Origin of the sequence: Lysinibacillus sp. PWR01 (assembly GCF_043359455.1) — a bacterium.
Taxonomy (GTDB): domain Bacteria; phylum Bacillota; class Bacilli; order Bacillales_A; family Planococcaceae; genus Lysinibacillus; species Lysinibacillus fusiformis_F.
The window spans coordinates 1-16,137 of record NZ_JBHERJ010000086.1; the positions used below are offsets into that span (position 1 = coordinate 1).

Consider the following 16,137-nt stretch of genomic DNA (forward strand, 5'->3'; position numbering starts at 1 on the left):
TGACAACCCCTCCATAAAGAGGAGTGAACACCTTCACTTTATTTGAAAACCTTTGCTAAAAAGGTAACACTTTTGTAGGTTGGAGTGGAAGGCTACTTGACTCCCGTGGGATAGCGAGAAAGGCGAGCCTCTAAACGGAGCGGTAGCAGAGGAAGCGGCTCGGCGCTCGCCCACAGGAAAGCAAGTAGCCTGCAACGGAAATCCATTTCTACCTTTCAATTGACTGTTTTGTTTTTCAACACTAAAAAAAGACATTACATTTTTTGTAATGTCTTTTGCTTTATTGTTCATATGCCTTATACCAATGATATGGTTGAATTTCCTTTAATGATTTAAATATCAATTCACCATCTGCATTCGTAATCGCTGCCTTTACATTCTCTCCCCAATAGAAAAGTCTTTCCTGACAGACTCCACAGGGTGTTAGCACTACAAATTTAGATGTTTCGTCTTCCCTAGCAACACAAATCGAATGCGTAACCTTTGTATTAAATTTGTGTGCCTCTAGAATGGCACCCGTTTCCATACATAATTCAGTAGCTGCATTAATGACCTCTGGTGCAACACTTGTTAAAATCCGACCATCTTCGGTATATAAAGCTGCAGCTCCTCCCCATCCGGAGGGATATCTTTTTACTGCTAGTGCAACCGCAGCTTCATACAGTGCTTTTTCAATATCCATAGTTCCCTCTCCCTATCATTCATGCACGCCTGGTAATATCTTCAACACCTTTTCCTGTGCGTCTAAAATAGCCTCTGTTCCTAATGGGATCGCAATATTCGTTGTTTCATGTCCGATCTTAAAACCAGCCACGACTGGAATCCCTAAATCTGCAAAATACTCCTTCATTAATGAATGAAGTGCTGCTTCATCAGTTCCTGTCTGTGTAAATGAACCAATGATGACTCCTGCTAATTGCTCGAACTTCCTTGCTTGTTTTAAATGCTGAAGCATCGAATCAATAACCGGAATCGTTTCATTTACATCCTCTATTAATAAAATCCTGCCCTCAGTTTGCACTTCAAATTTGGTTCCTAGTGTGCTGACAAGACGATAGAGATTCCCTCCAATCATTTCACCACGTGCAATGCCTCCAGCAATCGTTGTTAACAGAGAAATTGCCTCTGTATACTGAATTTCCATAGGGGAAAATAGTTGTAAAAACATTTTCTTCGATAAATCATCCATCTTATTAGCTGACATAAGCATTGGTCCATGAAATGTCACCATATTGGCATATTCATTAATGGCACAATGTAAATATGTAACATCAGAAAAGCCCCAGAAAATTTTAGGATTTTCCTCTATTAAGGCATAATCAATTTTTTCAGCTATTCTGGCAGAGCCATAGCCTCCCTTTACACAAAAGATTGCTTTCACTTCTGGGTTTTTCACCATGTCATGAAAATCAGCTAGTCTGATTTCATCACTACCTGCCAAATATTCATGTTTTGCATGAATCGTATCACCCACAATATAACGAAGTCCCAATTCGTCTAAAAAGGCTACTGCTTCTCCTAGTTTTTCAGGCTCTACAAGACTTGAAAGTGCAACAACACCGACTAAATCTCCCTTTTGTAAACATGGTACGGTACTTTTCACAGTTATTCCTCCTCTTGTTTTCCTTATTTTAGCATAGCAAAACTTCAGAGGCATTGATTATTGCTACGCTGATTGCCTATAATTAACTTTACTATTCAATTAATAAAGGGGTTATGACTTCATGAAAATACCACCATATATATTATTAGTACTCGCAACTCTTTTATGGGGTGGTAATTTTGTTATTGGACGTGCCGTTAGCGGAGATATCCCTCCCCTAACACTTGCCTTTTTACGCTGGTGTCGCATTTATTATCTTTTTTCCCATAGCATTTCGCCAATTAAAGCGTGAATGGCGGATACTGAAAAAACATTGGCTGATTGTCATTATCTTATCGTTAACAGGTGTTGCAGCATTTAACACGCTTGTTTACATTGGATTACATTACACAACGTCCATTAATGCATCGTTGATGAACTCTTCTACGCCTATAATGATTTACATACTTTCTTTTATTTTTTTGAAGGAAAAACTATCAAAATTTCAGTTAATAGGGACCGTTTTATCTCTGTGTGGAGTTGCCTTTATTATAATGGGAGGCTCTTTTACAAGGATGGTAGATTTTACTTTCAACAAAGGGGACTTAATTGTGATCGCAGCGGTATTTTGTTGGAGCGTGTATTCATTGCTCATTAAACAATATGCCACTCGTTTACCAGGGCAATCTACCTTTCTAGTAACGATTGGACTTGGGGTTATTGTGTTATTCCCATTTTCTCTCTATGAAACACTGTCTAGCGCAACTGTAATTCATTGGGAATGGTCAACCATTGCTGCTATTTTATATGTTGGTATTTTCGCTTCCATCGTTGCTTTTCTCTGCTGGAACAGTGGTGTTATCCAGCTTGGAGCGAACAAGGCAAGTATTTATTTAAATTTCATTCCTGTTTTCGCCTCCATTTTTGCCGTCCTTTTTCTTGATGAAAAATTGCATTCATTTCAGCTTATAGGTGGGCTAGCCGTTGTTGCGGGGGTTATTCTATCAGGAAAAACAAACAAGCAAAGACTTCAATCCTAAGAAGTCTTTGCTTATTTTCTCTAATTCGTACCACCATAAATTATGGTAACATTCGGATGGTTTAATAATTGGCTTGCTGGGAATTCTTCTGTAATAAGACCACTTTTCAATTTTTCAATCGCTGGGATCTTTTTTTCACCGAAGGCAATGAGGATGATTTCCTTTGCCTTCATTATGGAGTGAATGCCCATTGTAATCGCATGTGTTGGCACTTCAGACGGATCATCAAAGTAAATTGCATTTTCTGTTCTTGTGGACTCTGTTAACTCCACAATATTCGTCTTAGAATCAAACGATGTGCCTGGCTCATTAAAACCGATGTGGCCATTAACACCAATGCCAAGAAGTTGTAAATCAATGCCACCCGCTTCTTCAATGCGTTCATCATATGCAGCACATTCATCAGCTAAATTGGTTGCCTTCCCATTTGGTAAATGAATATTTTCTGGCTGTATATCTACAAAATTAAATAAATTCTCATGCATAAATGTCCAATAACTTGCTGGACTTGTTTGCTCAAGACCTACATACTCATCCAAGTTAAAAGTTTGTACTTCCTTAAAAGATAAACGGCCAGCCTGATGTCGTGTCACTAATTCCTTATACATACCAACAGGTGATCCACCAGTTGCTAAACCTAAAACACTATCAGGTTTCTCCTGTATTTGCTTCGAGAAAATGTTAGCTGCCACTTCACTCATTTCCTCATATGTATTCACTTCTATCCATTTCATTCTTTATACGATACCTACCCTTACCATTAATATTATTAACTAATATGTAAAATATTCCACTATATAGTAGCTAATATATTAATCTTACTAGTTATTTAGCTATTTTTCTATCATTTCCTCCTTCAGTTTATGCGTGTAATCCAAGACTATTTCGGTTATGTTATTAATAAGGAAGTGAGGCGATTTTATGAATGAACAGATTCAGCACTATTTACAGCATATTCAATTTCAAGGAACGTTAGAGCCATCTATCCAGTTACTTGGACAACTACAAACTAAACATCTATTAACCATTCCCTATGAAAATTTAGATGTTGCCTTGAACCGTGGTATCTCCTTCGCTATTCCTGATTTATTTCAAAAAATAATTATTGATAAACGTGGTGGCAATTGTTTTGAACTAAATATCTTATTCAGCTGGCTTTTGCGGGAGCTTGGCTATTCTGTCACCAATCGTTATGCCCAGTTTTGGCGCAACATAACGGAAAATACTCCTCCAGAGGAAATCCCCATGCATCAACTATTGCTAGTGAACGATGGTGGTCAATTCTATATCTCAGATGTAGGTGTCGGTGCCTTAGCGCCCTGTAAACCAGTGCCATTGATTGCTGGCTATCAACATCGTGAAGGTAAAGAGTTATATAAAATAGATTATGATGAAGCGAATGGTTGGATGCTGTTGGAACAAACTAAACATAGTTGGCGTTTGCTATATAGTTTTCACGACGATGCCAATGATGCAAAATTTGCACCACGACTCTCCAAGCAAAAAAATAAAATTGCTATGATTCGCACCACTCGTGGTCGTCATACTATGATGAACAATGAATTTAGAATCTATGAAGGTTCTTCTTTAACAACCTACACAACACAAACTGAGAAGGAATGGTTGCTAGCCCTTCAGCGTTTTTTTCATATTACATTACACGACTAAAAACAAAGCAAGCCCACTTCGAAAAGTAGGCTTGCTTTTTACTTTTTCATTGTACGATTAAGCAGCTCAAATACGACAATGTCATTGTGTAACTCTTTCACTAAACCTATTCCATCCACAAAACAATAGGTTTTCACTGTACCATTAATGATGGATTTTTCTTCTAGAATGACGACACCTGAATATTGCACTTCTCCAGCTTGAACAATACCATTAGTCGTTTTGACTGTCACTCGTACACCTGACGTAACTCCTGCATCATCCTCATGTAATATAACACCTATTCTAAGCGGTAGCTCCAAATATAAATCATAATGTGTGTTACCATCACGAGCAATGGCTTGACCGTATATACGATCATCGCCGTATATCAGTTCATTAGGAAAGGTTTGTTCTGTACTTAAATTTTCGACTACCCATACATCATTTTTACCGTCATGGTGATCGTATTGATAATTTAACGTATAACGTTGATGATCATTTAAAGAATAATAGGCATACGTATAAATAAAAGCAGGATCTTTTAGCAAATCTGGTTTAGATAGCGTCATAGCACGTGCTAAAAATGCTGAAAAGTGAGCACGTGTAACAGGTTCATCTGGTTTAAATGTACCGTCCTCATAGCCCCTTACTAAATGATTATAAGCTAGGGTTAAAATTTCTTTATATCCTGGTGTTTGTTCTGTTACATCTGTAAAGTAATCAGGCGCGGAGCCCTTAAGCTGGAAGGCTCTTTGTAGCACAATGGCCATTTGTCCTCTTGTCATGATTGCATCTGGATTAAATATATGGCCCTCTTCAAAGATCCCCGCATTTTGTACCGCTGCAATTTCTTTATAATACTTATGTGTGGTTGTTACATCCTGAAATTTTGGATTTTCTATATTGATTGTATTTAATCCTAAGGCACGAGTTAATATAACAGCTACCTGTGCCTTCGTAACATTTTCATTTGGTTTGAATAGTTTATTTGAATAGCCCTTCATAATATCCTGCTCCACTAAATAATCTATCTCTGTTGATAATGTTTCATCTGCTAAATCTATAAAGTTTGCCGCTTGTGCTTCCTTAGGTAATATGGCAACCGTCATTAGGATCAAAAATACTAGTTTCAATGGTTTTTTCATGTTTTCCCTCCTTCCTCCATTCATTACCCTTCTAAGCTATCTCTTACTCTTCAAACAAAAATACCACAACCATTTATTATATGATTGTGGTCATTCCTATTAGTACATAGTATTTGGTAACACGACACCATCGCTCATTTTAATAATACGATCAGTGTAAGCAAGCATTTCCTCATCGTGTGTCACCATTAATGTTGTAATATTTAATGTTTTGGTTAATTCTTTTAGCAGCAACATAATTTCCTTGGAGCGCTGGGAATCTAAACTAGCCGTTGGTTCATCAGCAAACAATACTTTCGGTTGATGAATAATAGCACGTGCGATTGCTACGCGTTGCTTCTCTCCACCTGACAAGGAGGATGGATAAGCGGTTTTACGATGAGCCATTCCAACTAATTGCAATAGGCGATTGACTTCATGTTTTTGTTCATTCTTTTTTAATGGAGATTCAGCAACATCTAGCATTAATAGCAATTGTTCCTCAACTGTCAAAAATGGGACGAGATGTGCAAACTGAAAGACAAAGCCGAATTTACTTGCACGTAATTTTCGTACTTGTTCAGCGCTCATCGTTGTTAGATTTTGTTCTTCAAATAGCACTTGCCCATCTGTTGCTGGTTGTAGTCCTGCAGCTATCGTTAATAATGTACTTTTCCCCGAGCCAGATGCACCTACCAATGCTGTAATCTCTCCTTCCTGTAAAGAAAGATTGATGCCCTTTAAGATCTCCTCCTCGACTTCACCATTCTTAAACGTTTTTCGTACTTCATCAATTTCAAATAACGTCATGATTAAGCCTCCCCTTGCTGTATAGCCTGTAACGGTTCAATTTTTTTAATTTGCATTCCTGACAATGTAGCTCCGATAAAGCCAATGATAAGAAACACAATGGATAACTGTGTTGTAGTACCTATTGATAAGGTAAAAGGCATTCCCTTAGGAGCAACAATATTAAATAGTTGACTAAGGATGACAGATACCACAAGTGAGAAGACTGTAATAATAGCCATCTGTGTCCAGATCATTTTAAATAACTTGCTTGTCTTTAAACCAATCGCTTTTAAGATGCCATACAAGCCAATTTTTTGGACATTCATCATATAGAAGAAAATAGCAAACAACATCCCACTAATCACAACTAAGAACCATATAATCATATTTAAAGATAACTGTTCCGCACTATAACTAGGAATTGTATTGAGAAATTCTTTATTGCTATATGCTTGTAGCCCCTTAAAATCTTTCGGCTCGCTATTTGGTACATAAATTAACTGCTTATCATTTACTCGATACATCTCCTCATAAGCCTCTTCACTAATATAAGCGACAGGAGCATGGCTATATTTCTTTTGCTCTACAAAACCTTTTACAATGAATTTTCCACTGTATTGATTATTCGTTAATATATCTCCAACTCGAATTCCTTTATCTTGCAGCGAGCTATCCAAAAGTACCTCACCTTGATGCACATTGCTAAATAGCGTTGATTCCGTAGATGTGACAAAGGCAACACTTTGCTGTTTATCATCCTGATCGTTTAAAAAGCCCATCTGTATCGAAAAAGCTACTGCCTCTTTTTCTTGACTAATAACTTCCTGCTGCAGATTGCTATCGATTCTTGAAAGATTAAACGTCCCATCTGCATCCTCAGCCATATAAAATTGTCCCTTCGGTAAATCCTTAATTAAAGCTGCATTATCCTGTGACAGACCATTTGCTAATCCCGAGATAATAAACGTTAAAAAACTAACTAGGAAGATAATGGAGCCCAAGATTAAAAACCGTACTTTATTCTTCTTCATTTCTTTCCAGGCAAGATTCATCACTAACCCCTCCATTTCTTTGATTACTCATAGCTTAAAATTGTTAAATGAACAGAGCATGAACTAATCGTTAAAATGTAGGGATAATATAAAAAAACCGCTCTTTAAAGGGCATTTATTATCCTTTAGAGGGATCGTTTTAAAAAATAGCTCATTGTATTATTTTGTTCAGAAATTTACTTAGGCGCTTATTCTTTAATAGCCACTGATTTGCTTCCTCTCAGCCTTTTTCTTAAGCTAGTCATACCTTCTAAGTGGCCATAAATCTCCAATTTAATATTCTAACATGAGTAAAACTAAACAATTTTACTTACAGATTTAAGTGATATTATAGAACTGGAGGTGAACTAAATTGGAAAACGAAACAGAAAAAATTATGATTGAATTGTTACGAGAAATAAAGCAAGAACAACAAAAGATAAATCAACGCCTAGATAAATTGGACAAACGTTTTGATGAAATGGATGAAAACCTCAGTTACATTGCTGGCGAACTAGGAAAACTGTGTATGAACACAATTATTCCAACAATGAGCGAACCTAAACCTACAACGAAAAAACAAGTAAATAAACAAATGCCAGATGAAAACTTGAAAAACGTAGTATTAGAGATTAATAGTTTAGAAGAACTATGGAACACTGTCCTGGCTCAAATTGAACAAAGGGTTTCTAAACCAAGCTTCGAAACGTGGATGAAATCTACTAAACTATTTTCATATAATGGGTCAACTTTGAGTATTAGTGCGCCAAATGTGTTTGCTCGTGATTGGCTCGATAATCATTATATCCATTTGTTTAAAGTAGTATTAAAGGAGATCACAGGTGAAGACTTGCTTGTCGAATTTATTGTTCAAAAAAACTTGGACTCGGATGACTTCCCTGTTTCAGTGACGAATTCATAAAGAGAACACTTTTAAAGTTAAATGAAGATGTGTAGTGATGCTAAGCAAATAAAAAGTATATTATGTGCTGGAAAATCCATACATAATTTACTTTTTCATTTTATAGGAATATTTCGGTATTTCCTGTAACGAATCTCGTTTTCATTCTATATAAAAGCATGTAAATATAAATAATGGAATAGATATCTAATCAGATTTTAAGTGAAATCTATAAATCCCATGCAAATGAAGTAAAACGTTATCTTCTTTGTAAGAAGAAGACTACAACACGATTTCTATGGTGTAGACTTCATATATCGTGGTGTAGTACCTATAGAATCCTGGCTTGGGAAAGGCAGATGATCATTGTTCGTTACCCAACCACCAAAACGAAATGTGAATTCCACTCGTGCGTCTGTATTCTGTGTATCAATATCTCGCATATAGTCCTTCAATCTATTTTCTAGGTAATTCGGTGCGATGAAATCTGCATAGGGTATAGCCTTTAACTCATTAAATGGCAACAAATAAGCTTCGATAAGGGTATTGAGCTCATCATATTCAACAGGTGCTAGTAGCTCATAGTCATATTCAATATGAATTACCGTTGTATATTTTTGTCCATTCTGTTTATGCACAATTTCAATTGGGTATTGGTATCTTGCTTCAGTTCCAATAACACCCGCTGAAAACACATCTCGATAGAGCTCTTTGTTTATAGTAGGCTCAGGTGGCACCGTTTTTCTATCACTCATATTCTTTGGGTAAATAATAAATTTGTCTGTTGCAAAGTAGCCTCTTGATGCACCAGTTAAAATGGATTCCTTCATAAATGTTTCGTCTAAATAGTTCAATGGCTTACTGGAAATAGCAAATGCTGAACTGACAGCCATTCCACCTGTTGTAAATAAAATTAATAGTGCCATCACAACGATTCCTGATTTCTTCTTACTCATATCCATAATGGAGAGTATTCTCTTTTTTAGAATTTGTGTACCTCCTAGAAAATTTGTAGAAAAAACACCCTCACCTCTTTTTAATTTCTCGGCATGTAGTATCGTCTGACTATACGTTTTTCTAAGTTGGAGGTCAGTATTTTTTACTATTTCCTCATCACAAGCCTGTTCACAAAGGTTGTCCAGTTCTTTAGCGAATAGATAGAACAATGGATTGAACCAATGAATACTACTAATCAGCAATACAAAAGCTTTATACCATAAATCCTTCCGTTTTAAATGAACTAACTCATGCTTCAATATCAAGGTTAGTTCTTCTTCTCGATAAGCATTATTAGGTAGCCAGATAGTATCTTTAGTAAATCCCACTAACATGGGGGAATGGATACAGCTACATGCTTTCAATGTGATTTCCTTCGTGATATTCATTTCGCTTTTAACTTTTTCAAGCAAATGAAGGGTTTTTGGTTCAGATATCGTTTGCCCCCATCTTTTCACCATGTACATAAATCGATAATGTTTTACAAGATGAACTGCCAAAAATACAACGATTCCTAAAATCCAAATGATCATCACTATCTGCCAAACAGAAAGTGCTGTCACTGTATCTACGGATGAGGACACAAGCGTTATGTGACTACTGTTAGTCGGAATAGGTTCTTTAGATGGTACTTGCACCGATTCTGATAGATTGATAACTGGGGTCGATCTATTGATTGTAAATGGTAAAATAAAACCTGCAAGGATAGCAAGCCAGCCATAATAAAGCCACCTAGCACTGTATCGTTTTAAAAGGAAAGGCGTTACAGCCATAAAGAGTAGTCCAATAAAGGACATAACTACTGATTTAAAGAATAAACCTACCATGATACTGTGCATATTAATCCCTCTTTTCTTCCACCCATTTAATTAACGAAGCTAAATCTTCATTAGAAATAGTATCGGATTTATAGAGTGTACCTACTAAATTCATAAAGGAATTTTTATGATAGAGCTTCATAAATTGTTCTGTTTCAAAACTTAGATAGGCATCTTTTTCTACTGTAGGGTAATAAAATCTCTCCTTAGCTTTTTTCTCACTGCGAAGAAATCCACGTTCAGTTAATCTTTTCATAAGAGATACTACGGTTTGGATTTTCCAACCTTTCTCATTTCCTATTTCGTGCATTATGATACCTGTAGTAATTGGAGGATTACTTTCCCAAACTATCTTCATAATCTCAAATTCTGCTTCAGGCAATTTTTTCATATATACTCACCCCTTTTCCATTTAAGTCAATTGTCTTAATTATATAATACATCTGTCTTAAACGGTTATCAAATTTTACTAAAATTATGTGAATGAACTGGAGTAGTTAATAAGTTGAAAAGCTCCTCGATGACATAATCTTTCGAGTTTAACTTCCCTGTTCCCGTCTGAAATTGAATCATTCCTTATCTACTACTTTTCCTTTTATTATAAAATTGGTTGTATCACACAAAAAAAACAAGAATGCTAATATAAACATTCTTGTTTTACATATATTTCTAATAGCTAAACTGGATTTTTTAGCATTTCAATAGTTTTCTTTTACTCTTATAGCGTTTTTATATACTTTAAGATGTTATCAATATTTTCAGAATTATATTCTGCCTCTGATAAAAGATAGTATCCACTTTTAGAAAAATCAATGTGACCAAGTAAACTTTTTAAGTATGGAGAAATCAAAACCAAAACGCCATCATTTTCTAATAATTCCTCTGGAGATTCAAACCCATGAGTAACTTCTACATTAAAACTCAAATTATTCTCTTTCAATGAATTGTCTATACTTTTTTTTAGCCTCGTTGACCTTTTCTTCAAAAAGAATCCTTCTCTATCTAAACCTGTTGCAAATCCCCTAAATCCCATTGCTAATTTTGGATAAATATAAATTGTTTTCATTATGATCACCCTTTCAAAAGAATTATGATCTTTTTAATTCTAATCATAAATTTCCCTCCACCACAGATTTATGTAATATTAGGGAATGAATTCATTATCCTTCCATTTCATTATATCATGATTTTATAAATGCTTTATCGACAATTTCGCTTAGTCCAGATTTCTCCACATGTATACTCTGCATTGGGACTAGTCATAATCCCAGTACATGTTGCTCTCTGCTAATTCTTGCTGAGACATTCCGCTAAACTTTCTCCTCTTTGTGTTTTGCTTTTTATTTCTCCATTGCTAAATCAATCCCTTTTTTCAGCTCATTATCCCGTATTTCATTTAATATGGTAGTACAATCTCTCACTCTTTCTTCAAAGCGCTAATCAAGTAATGCCATACTCTTTCAATCTCTTTATCAGTTATATCTCCTTTAATTTTTAGGACAACCTGTTCCATGTATTCGCTCGATTTAGGATCCATCTGATATTTAAAGAGTAGTCCTTGCTGTGTAGGTGACAACGATAATATTTCCTGAATATTGTCTTTTCTTATTAGATCGATTGTAATTATTACTTCAGTAGAAGTTCACGCCCAAAATTTAAATTCCATTAGTTATTGCACTTTGTATTAATTTAATTTAACATACAAATGATAACTATCTAACCATTAACTTACAATGAAAATTTTTAATATTATTATATGGGTTCTTTATCCTAAAATCGGGTGGGAAAGTTTTTTAGATAGTAAGTTATCGTATAAAATACAATCGAAGGAGGAGGAATTTTATGGATTTTATGAGGAAATAAACCGCTTGGAAATAATTTATTCCTTTCTGCTATTGCGGATTGTCTCTGATCCTATCTGTACCTCATCGTAAGGGAAGAAGCCGTATAATCAGTAGAAACCCTTGAAAAAGTTAGTTCAGAAAATTTCTATTAGGAGCGTGTAAAATGAATTTAAAAGAAAAGTTGATATTAATAAAAGAAAATGGATACCAGGCACCCCCCGATACATTCCAGTTGATACTAGAAATGATAAATAACATCGGTTCTTTGGATGCCCAACTACGTGATGAGCTAATTTATACGACCTTATCACATTGGATTCCTGATAATTCTCTAACAGCAAACCAACTAGAACAACTTCTACCAGTTGTTTTGGATAAAAACCATCTGCTTTTTAAGCTTGGTGAAACAAATACAGACTCTGTCTTCACTCGATCTTTCTCCATGCTAGTCATACCGCTCCTCTTCACGAGGCATAGAGAATCACCATTTCTCTCAAGAGAGCAAATTCATCAAATAAAAGAGAAAGTATTTTACAATGTACAAGAAGAGCGAGATTACCGTGGGTATGACGAAGAAAAAGGCTGGGCTCATGCTATAGCCCATGCAGCAGATGCTTTAGATGATTTGGCTCAATGTTCCGAACTGGATAAAAGTGACCTCTTAACTATCCTCGATTTGGTTTACGAAAAGATGACCATAACAGATCGAATTTACTCCGATGGGGAAGATGAAAGAATGGTAAAATGCATAATTAGTGTATTAAATAGAAAAATACTTAGTCAGACTCATGTAGAGCAATGGATTCAAAGTTTTGGTGATGTGGAGAAAAATTCAGAATTTCTCCCTGCCTTTAAGCAAAAAAATAATATAAAGAACTTTTTAAAAAGTTTATACTTTCGAGTTAAATTTTACAAAGTAGATGCCGTTCTCTGCTCGACTATCGAGCAAACATTATATAAAGTAGAAAAAGTATACTATTCCTAATTAAAATAAATGAGGGGAAAGCACCCGCACTTGTCCGTCTCCACTTCAAATGTGGTAACAGGCAAACAATAGCCTTCAGGGGACATTTTTACTTCACACTTTTCACAGAAAATTTGATTTGCGGGGAATACATAAGTAGACGCTTAAGTCATGAAGACATTGAAACAACAATGAGAACTTATGCACATCTTCTAAAAGAAACCATTGAAGGAAACGATCAATTGGCAACCGATACTTTTATAGAAATGTATCAGTAGAAGAACAATTAACGCCTTACAATGTCCAAATTAAATTTTATTAAGAAAGCTCATGTTTGAAAAATAAACATGGACTTTTTTTGTTTTGCTTCCCTTCCCTTAATCAATCCCGTTGAATTATAATAATCTGTTATTATTAACCTAATTACATAATATAAACCAATACATAATTACATAATGATACAAATTACAATGAGGAGTTAATAAAATGAAAAGAAAAACAAAATCGGCTACTATTGTCATTGTAATAGCAGCCATCATCGGTGTCGCTTTTGCTTACACTCAATTCACAAATCAAATAGAAAAACCTGCTCAACCTGCTCATGAAGCAACAAAAACAATTGTTGTTGAAAGTGACGGAGTAATTCTCGAAAGTAAAACAAAAGAAGAATTGCTTTATCCTGACAACTTAATAGAAGACAAAGTAAATGAAGCCATTCACAGCATGTCTCACCAAAAGGTTCAATCTGGTGCTCAATGGGGTCACGAGCAAATAACACAAGAAAAAGTTGACCGATTGTTGGCTGTATGTAAAATGAACGATTATGAACATAACGATCTTTACATTCCAATATTGGAAAGATGGTCGAAAGGTGATTTTTCAAACGCCGTTGACGACCATAATAAAATTTGGAAATTACAACAAGGCGGAGGTGAAGAAGCCCCAGGAAAAGCAACTCGTTTGTCAACGCCAGAGGAGGAAGGGTATTATATAAAAGAATATTTCGAAAATAAAAAATAAGGAAATTTTCTATTTGTCTGCTATTTTTCAATTTATTATCATAATACTAATTACTAAAATCCACCAATTACTAAGATACAAATAAATTATCGGCGGAGGGTTTTATATATGGAAGAAAGACCGCTAACAGACAAAGAACTTTATCACTTAAATATCACTTTGAACGCAAAAGCCTATGGATTGAAGAACGTGTACAAAAAGAGTTTGGCGATTGAATTGATAAAATTAGGCCACGACCTTTCCCATACAATAAGAAACAAGCGCGACAACCATTTTCTAGTTTTTACATCCGTTGAGACTCCTGAGTTTATTCAAGACTTAATAGAATTGACCACAAATAAATCACGAGATCAATAACATCACAAAACGTCATTTACTTAACCGTAGTGACGTTTTTTCTTTTGGGTTAATATTCCCTATTATTCTATTGGAAAATCAATGCCAATGTTGTACGTTGTATGTAGGAGGCGAAATATTGAATGAGTACAGATGTAATAGTAGCAATTATATCAAGTGTAACAACTATCGGAGTCGGGATATTAACAGCAATTGTTGCATACAAAGGCTCTGTTACACTACCTCCGCACACTATTTGAATTGATTTTGTGTAGAGTAAAGGAAAATAAAAAAGACTCCACACAATTAAGTGTGAAGCCTTGATACGTAGCATTCTATTGCTAGTTTTAGATACCGGTGGTCGGGGTCGAACCGACACTCCAAAGGAACACGATTTTGAGTCGTGCGCGTCTGCCAATTCCGCCACACCGGCATAATGGAGATAAAAAAAATCGGATAAACCGATTAGCAGTTAAAATATGGAGGCGGCAACCGGATTTGAACCGGTGATAAAGGTGTTGCAGACCTGTGCCTTACCACTTGGCTATGCCGCCATCATACTTGGAGCGGAAGACGAGGTTCGAACTCGCGACCCCCACCTTGGCAAGGTGGTGTTCTACCACTGAACTACTTCCGCAAAAAATGGCTGGGGTACCTGGATTCGAACCAGGGCATGACGGAATCAAAATCCGTTGCCTTACCGCTTGGCTATACCCCAAAAGATAATTAGATAAAAATGGGGCGACTGATGGGAATCGAACCCACGAATGCCTGAACCACAATCAGGTGCGTTAACCACTTCGCCACAACCGCCATAATTACTATTTGGTATTATTCTAATTTAAAATTAAATGGGGCGACTGATGGGAATCGAACCCACGAATGCCTGAACCACAATCAGGTGCGTTAACCACTTCGCCACAACCGCCATAAAATTAAATTGGCAGGGGCAGTAGGAATCGAACCCACATCAAAGGTTTTGGAGACCTCTATTCTACCGTTAAACTATGCCCCTATTAGATTAAAACTGGTGGAGGGGGACGGATTCGAACCGCCGAACCCTAAGGAGCGGATTTACAGTCCGCCGCGTTTAGCCACTTCGCTACCCCTCCGGGAATACATGGTGCCGGCGATAGGAGTCGAACCCACGACCTACTGATTACAAGTCAGTTGCTCTACCAACTGAGCTACACCGGCAAAAAAACATGATGGGTCAGGACGGAATCGAACCGCCGACACTTAGAGCTTCAATCTAATGCTCTACCAACTGAGCTACTGACCCATGTTATTAAAATAAATGGCGGTCCCGACCGGGATCGAACCGGCGATCTCCTGCGTGACAGGCAGGCATGTTAACCGCTACACCACGGGACCATTTGGTTGCGGGGGCCGGATTTGAACCAACGACCTTCGGGTTATGAGCCCGACGAGCTACCACTGCTCCACCCCGCGATAATGATATATACTATTGTAAAAAATAATGGTGGAGGATGACGGGCTCGAACCGCCGACCCTCTGCTTGTAAGGCAGATGCTCTCCCAGCTGAGCTAATCCTCCATCTGGGTATTTAAATGGTGACCCCTACGGGATTCGAACCCGTGTTACCGCCGTGAAAGGGCGGTGTCTTAACCACTTGACCAAGGGGCCAACTATTGGAACAAATCAAAGTGCTGGCGGAGAGTAAGGGATTTGAACCCTTGAGACAGTGTTAACCGCCTACACGATTTCCAATCGTGCTCCTTCGGCCACTCGGACAACTCTCCAAGAATGGCTCCGAAGGCAGGACTCGAACCTGCGACAACCTGATTAACAGTCAGGTGCTACTACCAACTGAGCTACTTCGGAATAATTTTAGTATATAGCCTAGCGACGTCCTACTCTCACAGGGGGAAGCCCCCAACTACCATCGGCGCTAAAGAGCTTAACTTCCGTGTTCGGTATGGGAACGGGTGTGACCTCTTTGCCATCATCACTAGACTATTTGAAAGACAATACTTATTATAACATATCTTATAAAAATTACAAGTATATTATAATAT

At 36.8% G+C, this 16,137-nt stretch carries 14 protein-coding genes, 16 tRNA genes, 1 rRNA gene and 1 pseudogene; 6 read left to right on the forward strand and 26 right to left on the reverse strand.

Going from position 1 to position 16,137, the window contains the following annotated elements; genetic code table 11:
- Window positions 1-280: 280 nt before the first annotated feature.
- Both ACEVFT_RS19115 and ACEVFT_RS19120 read right to left on the reverse strand, forming a co-directional pair.
- Window positions 281-682 (reverse strand): cytidine deaminase, encoded by a 402-nt coding sequence (locus ACEVFT_RS19115; protein ID WP_342441588.1) that lies wholly within the window; start codon window positions 680-682, stop codon window positions 281-283.
- Between the two features lie 15 nt (window positions 683-697).
- Window positions 698-1,603: a S66 peptidase family protein gene (locus ACEVFT_RS19120; RefSeq protein WP_393951019.1), complete on the reverse strand. Its 906-nt coding sequence runs from the start codon at window positions 1,601-1,603 to the stop codon at window positions 698-700.
- Between the two features lie 224 nt (window positions 1,604-1,827).
- Between ACEVFT_RS19120 and ACEVFT_RS19125 the strand changes: the two genes are divergently transcribed.
- Window positions 1,828-2,622, forward strand: coding sequence for a DMT family transporter (locus ACEVFT_RS19125; RefSeq protein ID WP_393951020.1), 795 nt, complete (start codon window positions 1,828-1,830; stop codon window positions 2,620-2,622).
- 20 nt (window positions 2,623-2,642) lie between these two features.
- Here ACEVFT_RS19125 and nagB read toward each other — a convergent pair whose 3' ends face one another.
- Window positions 2,643-3,356, reverse strand: coding sequence for a glucosamine-6-phosphate deaminase (gene nagB / locus ACEVFT_RS19130; protein WP_393951021.1), 714 nt, complete (start codon window positions 3,354-3,356; stop codon window positions 2,643-2,645).
- A 187-nt stretch (window positions 3,357-3,543) separates the two neighbouring features.
- Between nagB and ACEVFT_RS19135 the strand changes: the two genes are divergently transcribed.
- Window positions 3,544-4,290 (forward strand): arylamine N-acetyltransferase family protein, encoded by a 747-nt coding sequence (locus ACEVFT_RS19135; protein WP_342441592.1) that lies wholly within the window; start codon window positions 3,544-3,546, stop codon window positions 4,288-4,290.
- A gap of 38 nt (window positions 4,291-4,328) precedes the next feature.
- On the opposite strand, the gene ACEVFT_RS19140 is transcribed toward ACEVFT_RS19135, so the two are convergent.
- The 3 genes from ACEVFT_RS19140 to ACEVFT_RS19150 form a co-directional block, all read right to left on the reverse strand.
- Window positions 4,329-5,417, reverse strand: coding sequence for an S-layer homology domain-containing protein (locus ACEVFT_RS19140; protein ID WP_342533442.1), 1,089 nt, complete (start codon window positions 5,415-5,417; stop codon window positions 4,329-4,331).
- Between the two features lie 99 nt (window positions 5,418-5,516).
- Window positions 5,517-6,206: an ABC transporter ATP-binding protein gene (locus tag ACEVFT_RS19145; RefSeq protein ID WP_393951022.1), complete on the reverse strand. Its 690-nt coding sequence runs from the start codon at window positions 6,204-6,206 to the stop codon at window positions 5,517-5,519.
- Window positions 6,207-6,208: 2 nt separating this feature from the next.
- The gene (locus ACEVFT_RS19150; protein WP_393951023.1) at window positions 6,209-7,240 is read right to left on the reverse strand and encodes an ABC transporter permease; all 1,032 of its coding nucleotides are present in this window, start codon (window positions 7,238-7,240) and stop codon (window positions 6,209-6,211) included.
- 610 nt (window positions 7,241-7,850) lie between these two features.
- Here ACEVFT_RS19150 and ACEVFT_RS19155 point away from each other — a divergent pair.
- Window positions 7,851-8,117 (forward strand): annotated as a pseudogene (locus tag ACEVFT_RS19155) (DnaA N-terminal domain-containing protein); the annotation flags it as partial.
- 299 nt (window positions 8,118-8,416) lie between these two features.
- Here the strand turns inward: ACEVFT_RS19155 and ACEVFT_RS19160 are convergent.
- The 3 genes from ACEVFT_RS19160 to ACEVFT_RS19170 all read right to left on the reverse strand — a co-directional run bounded on the left by ACEVFT_RS19160 (window position 8,417) and on the right by ACEVFT_RS19170 (window position 11,000).
- On the reverse strand, window positions 8,417-9,955 hold the full coding sequence (locus ACEVFT_RS19160) for a M56 family metallopeptidase (RefSeq protein WP_342533446.1): 1,539 nt from the start codon (window positions 9,953-9,955) through the stop codon (window positions 8,417-8,419).
- 1 nt (window position 9,956) lies between these two features.
- Window positions 9,957-10,325: a BlaI/MecI/CopY family transcriptional regulator gene (locus ACEVFT_RS19165; RefSeq protein WP_342441598.1), complete on the reverse strand. Its 369-nt coding sequence runs from the start codon at window positions 10,323-10,325 to the stop codon at window positions 9,957-9,959.
- Window positions 10,326-10,652: 327 nt separating this feature from the next.
- The gene (locus ACEVFT_RS19170; RefSeq protein ID WP_342533447.1) at window positions 10,653-11,000 is read right to left on the reverse strand and encodes a hypothetical protein; all 348 of its coding nucleotides are present in this window, start codon (window positions 10,998-11,000) and stop codon (window positions 10,653-10,655) included.
- A gap of 941 nt (window positions 11,001-11,941) precedes the next feature.
- Here ACEVFT_RS19170 and ACEVFT_RS19175 point away from each other — a divergent pair.
- The 3 genes from ACEVFT_RS19175 (at window position 11,942) to ACEVFT_RS19185 (ending at window position 14,119) form a co-directional block, all read left to right on the forward strand.
- Window positions 11,942-12,763 carry a DUF2785 domain-containing protein gene (locus tag ACEVFT_RS19175; RefSeq protein WP_393951024.1) on the forward strand — a complete coding sequence of 274 codons (822 nt, stop codon included), beginning with the start codon at window positions 11,942-11,944 and terminating at the stop codon, window positions 12,761-12,763.
- A 465-nt stretch (window positions 12,764-13,228) separates the two neighbouring features.
- Complete coding sequence (locus tag ACEVFT_RS19180; RefSeq protein ID WP_393951025.1) at window positions 13,229-13,762, forward strand: DUF6241 domain-containing protein; 534 nt, start codon at window positions 13,229-13,231, stop codon at window positions 13,760-13,762.
- 108 nt (window positions 13,763-13,870) lie between these two features.
- Complete coding sequence (locus ACEVFT_RS19185; protein ID WP_393951026.1) at window positions 13,871-14,119, forward strand: hypothetical protein; 249 nt, start codon at window positions 13,871-13,873, stop codon at window positions 14,117-14,119.
- A 331-nt stretch (window positions 14,120-14,450) separates the two neighbouring features.
- Here ACEVFT_RS19185 and ACEVFT_RS19190 read toward each other — a convergent pair.
- From ACEVFT_RS19190 to rrf, 17 genes are all read right to left on the reverse strand, one after another.
- Window positions 14,451-14,531: transfer RNA gene (locus ACEVFT_RS19190), tRNA-Leu, on the reverse strand.
- 47 nt (window positions 14,532-14,578) lie between these two features.
- Window positions 14,579-14,652: transfer RNA gene (locus ACEVFT_RS19195), tRNA-Cys, on the reverse strand.
- An 8-nt stretch (window positions 14,653-14,660) separates the two neighbouring features.
- A tRNA-Gly gene (locus ACEVFT_RS19200) sits at window positions 14,661-14,735 on the reverse strand.
- A gap of 6 nt (window positions 14,736-14,741) precedes the next feature.
- Window positions 14,742-14,816: transfer RNA gene (locus tag ACEVFT_RS19205), tRNA-Gln, on the reverse strand.
- A gap of 19 nt (window positions 14,817-14,835) precedes the next feature.
- A tRNA-His gene (locus ACEVFT_RS19210) sits at window positions 14,836-14,911 on the reverse strand.
- Between the two features lie 39 nt (window positions 14,912-14,950).
- Window positions 14,951-15,026, reverse strand: a tRNA-His gene (locus tag ACEVFT_RS19215).
- A 13-nt stretch (window positions 15,027-15,039) separates the two neighbouring features.
- Window positions 15,040-15,113, reverse strand: a tRNA-Trp gene (locus ACEVFT_RS19220).
- Window positions 15,114-15,126: 13 nt separating this feature from the next.
- Window positions 15,127-15,210 (reverse strand) — tRNA-Tyr (locus tag ACEVFT_RS19225).
- 9 nt (window positions 15,211-15,219) lie between these two features.
- Window positions 15,220-15,295 (reverse strand) — tRNA-Thr (locus ACEVFT_RS19230).
- Window positions 15,296-15,307: 12 nt separating this feature from the next.
- Window positions 15,308-15,380: transfer RNA gene (locus ACEVFT_RS19235), tRNA-Phe, on the reverse strand.
- 16 nt (window positions 15,381-15,396) lie between these two features.
- Window positions 15,397-15,472, reverse strand: a tRNA-Asp gene (locus tag ACEVFT_RS19240).
- Between the two features lie 3 nt (window positions 15,473-15,475).
- Window positions 15,476-15,550, reverse strand: a tRNA-Met gene (locus ACEVFT_RS19245).
- Between the two features lie 29 nt (window positions 15,551-15,579).
- Window positions 15,580-15,655: transfer RNA gene (locus tag ACEVFT_RS19250), tRNA-Val, on the reverse strand.
- Between the two features lie 15 nt (window positions 15,656-15,670).
- Window positions 15,671-15,745, reverse strand: a tRNA-Glu gene (locus tag ACEVFT_RS19255).
- A 24-nt stretch (window positions 15,746-15,769) separates the two neighbouring features.
- Window positions 15,770-15,861, reverse strand: a tRNA-Ser gene (locus tag ACEVFT_RS19260).
- Window positions 15,862-15,866: 5 nt separating this feature from the next.
- A tRNA-Asn gene (locus ACEVFT_RS19265) sits at window positions 15,867-15,943 on the reverse strand.
- Window positions 15,944-15,959: 16 nt separating this feature from the next.
- Window positions 15,960-16,075, reverse strand: a 5S ribosomal RNA gene (gene rrf, locus ACEVFT_RS19270).
- Window positions 16,076-16,137: the final 62 nt, after the last annotated feature.

Coding starts and splice junctions, on each gene's coding strand:
- ACEVFT_RS19180 (WP_393951025.1), top strand. CDS start 13,229: ATGAAAAGAAAAACAAAATCGGCTACTATTGTCATTGTAATAGCAGCC.
- ACEVFT_RS19185 (WP_393951026.1), top strand. CDS start 13,871: ATGGAAGAAAGACCGCTAACAGACAAAGAACTTTATCACTTAAATATC.
- ACEVFT_RS19150 (WP_393951023.1), bottom strand. CDS start 7,240: ATGAATCTTGCCTGGAAAGAAATGAAGAAGAATAAAGTACGGTTTTTA.
- ACEVFT_RS19140 (WP_342533442.1), bottom strand. CDS start 5,417: ATGAAAAAACCATTGAAACTAGTATTTTTGATCCTAATGACGGTTGCC.
- ACEVFT_RS19135 (WP_342441592.1), top strand. CDS start 3,544: ATGAATGAACAGATTCAGCACTATTTACAGCATATTCAATTTCAAGGA.
- ACEVFT_RS19170 (WP_342533447.1), bottom strand. CDS start 11,000: ATGAAAACAATTTATATTTATCCAAAATTAGCAATGGGATTTAGGGGA.
- ACEVFT_RS19145 (WP_393951022.1), bottom strand. CDS start 6,206: ATGACGTTATTTGAAATTGATGAAGTACGAAAAACGTTTAAGAATGGT.
- ACEVFT_RS19115 (WP_342441588.1), bottom strand. CDS start 682: ATGGATATTGAAAAAGCACTGTATGAAGCTGCGGTTGCACTAGCAGTA.
- nagB (WP_393951021.1), bottom strand. CDS start 3,356: ATGAAATGGATAGAAGTGAATACATATGAGGAAATGAGTGAAGTGGCA.
- ACEVFT_RS19175 (WP_393951024.1), top strand. CDS start 11,942: ATGAATTTAAAAGAAAAGTTGATATTAATAAAAGAAAATGGATACCAG.
- ACEVFT_RS19165 (WP_342441598.1), bottom strand. CDS start 10,325: ATGAAAAAATTGCCTGAAGCAGAATTTGAGATTATGAAGATAGTTTGG.
- ACEVFT_RS19160 (WP_342533446.1), bottom strand. CDS start 9,955: ATGCACAGTATCATGGTAGGTTTATTCTTTAAATCAGTAGTTATGTCC.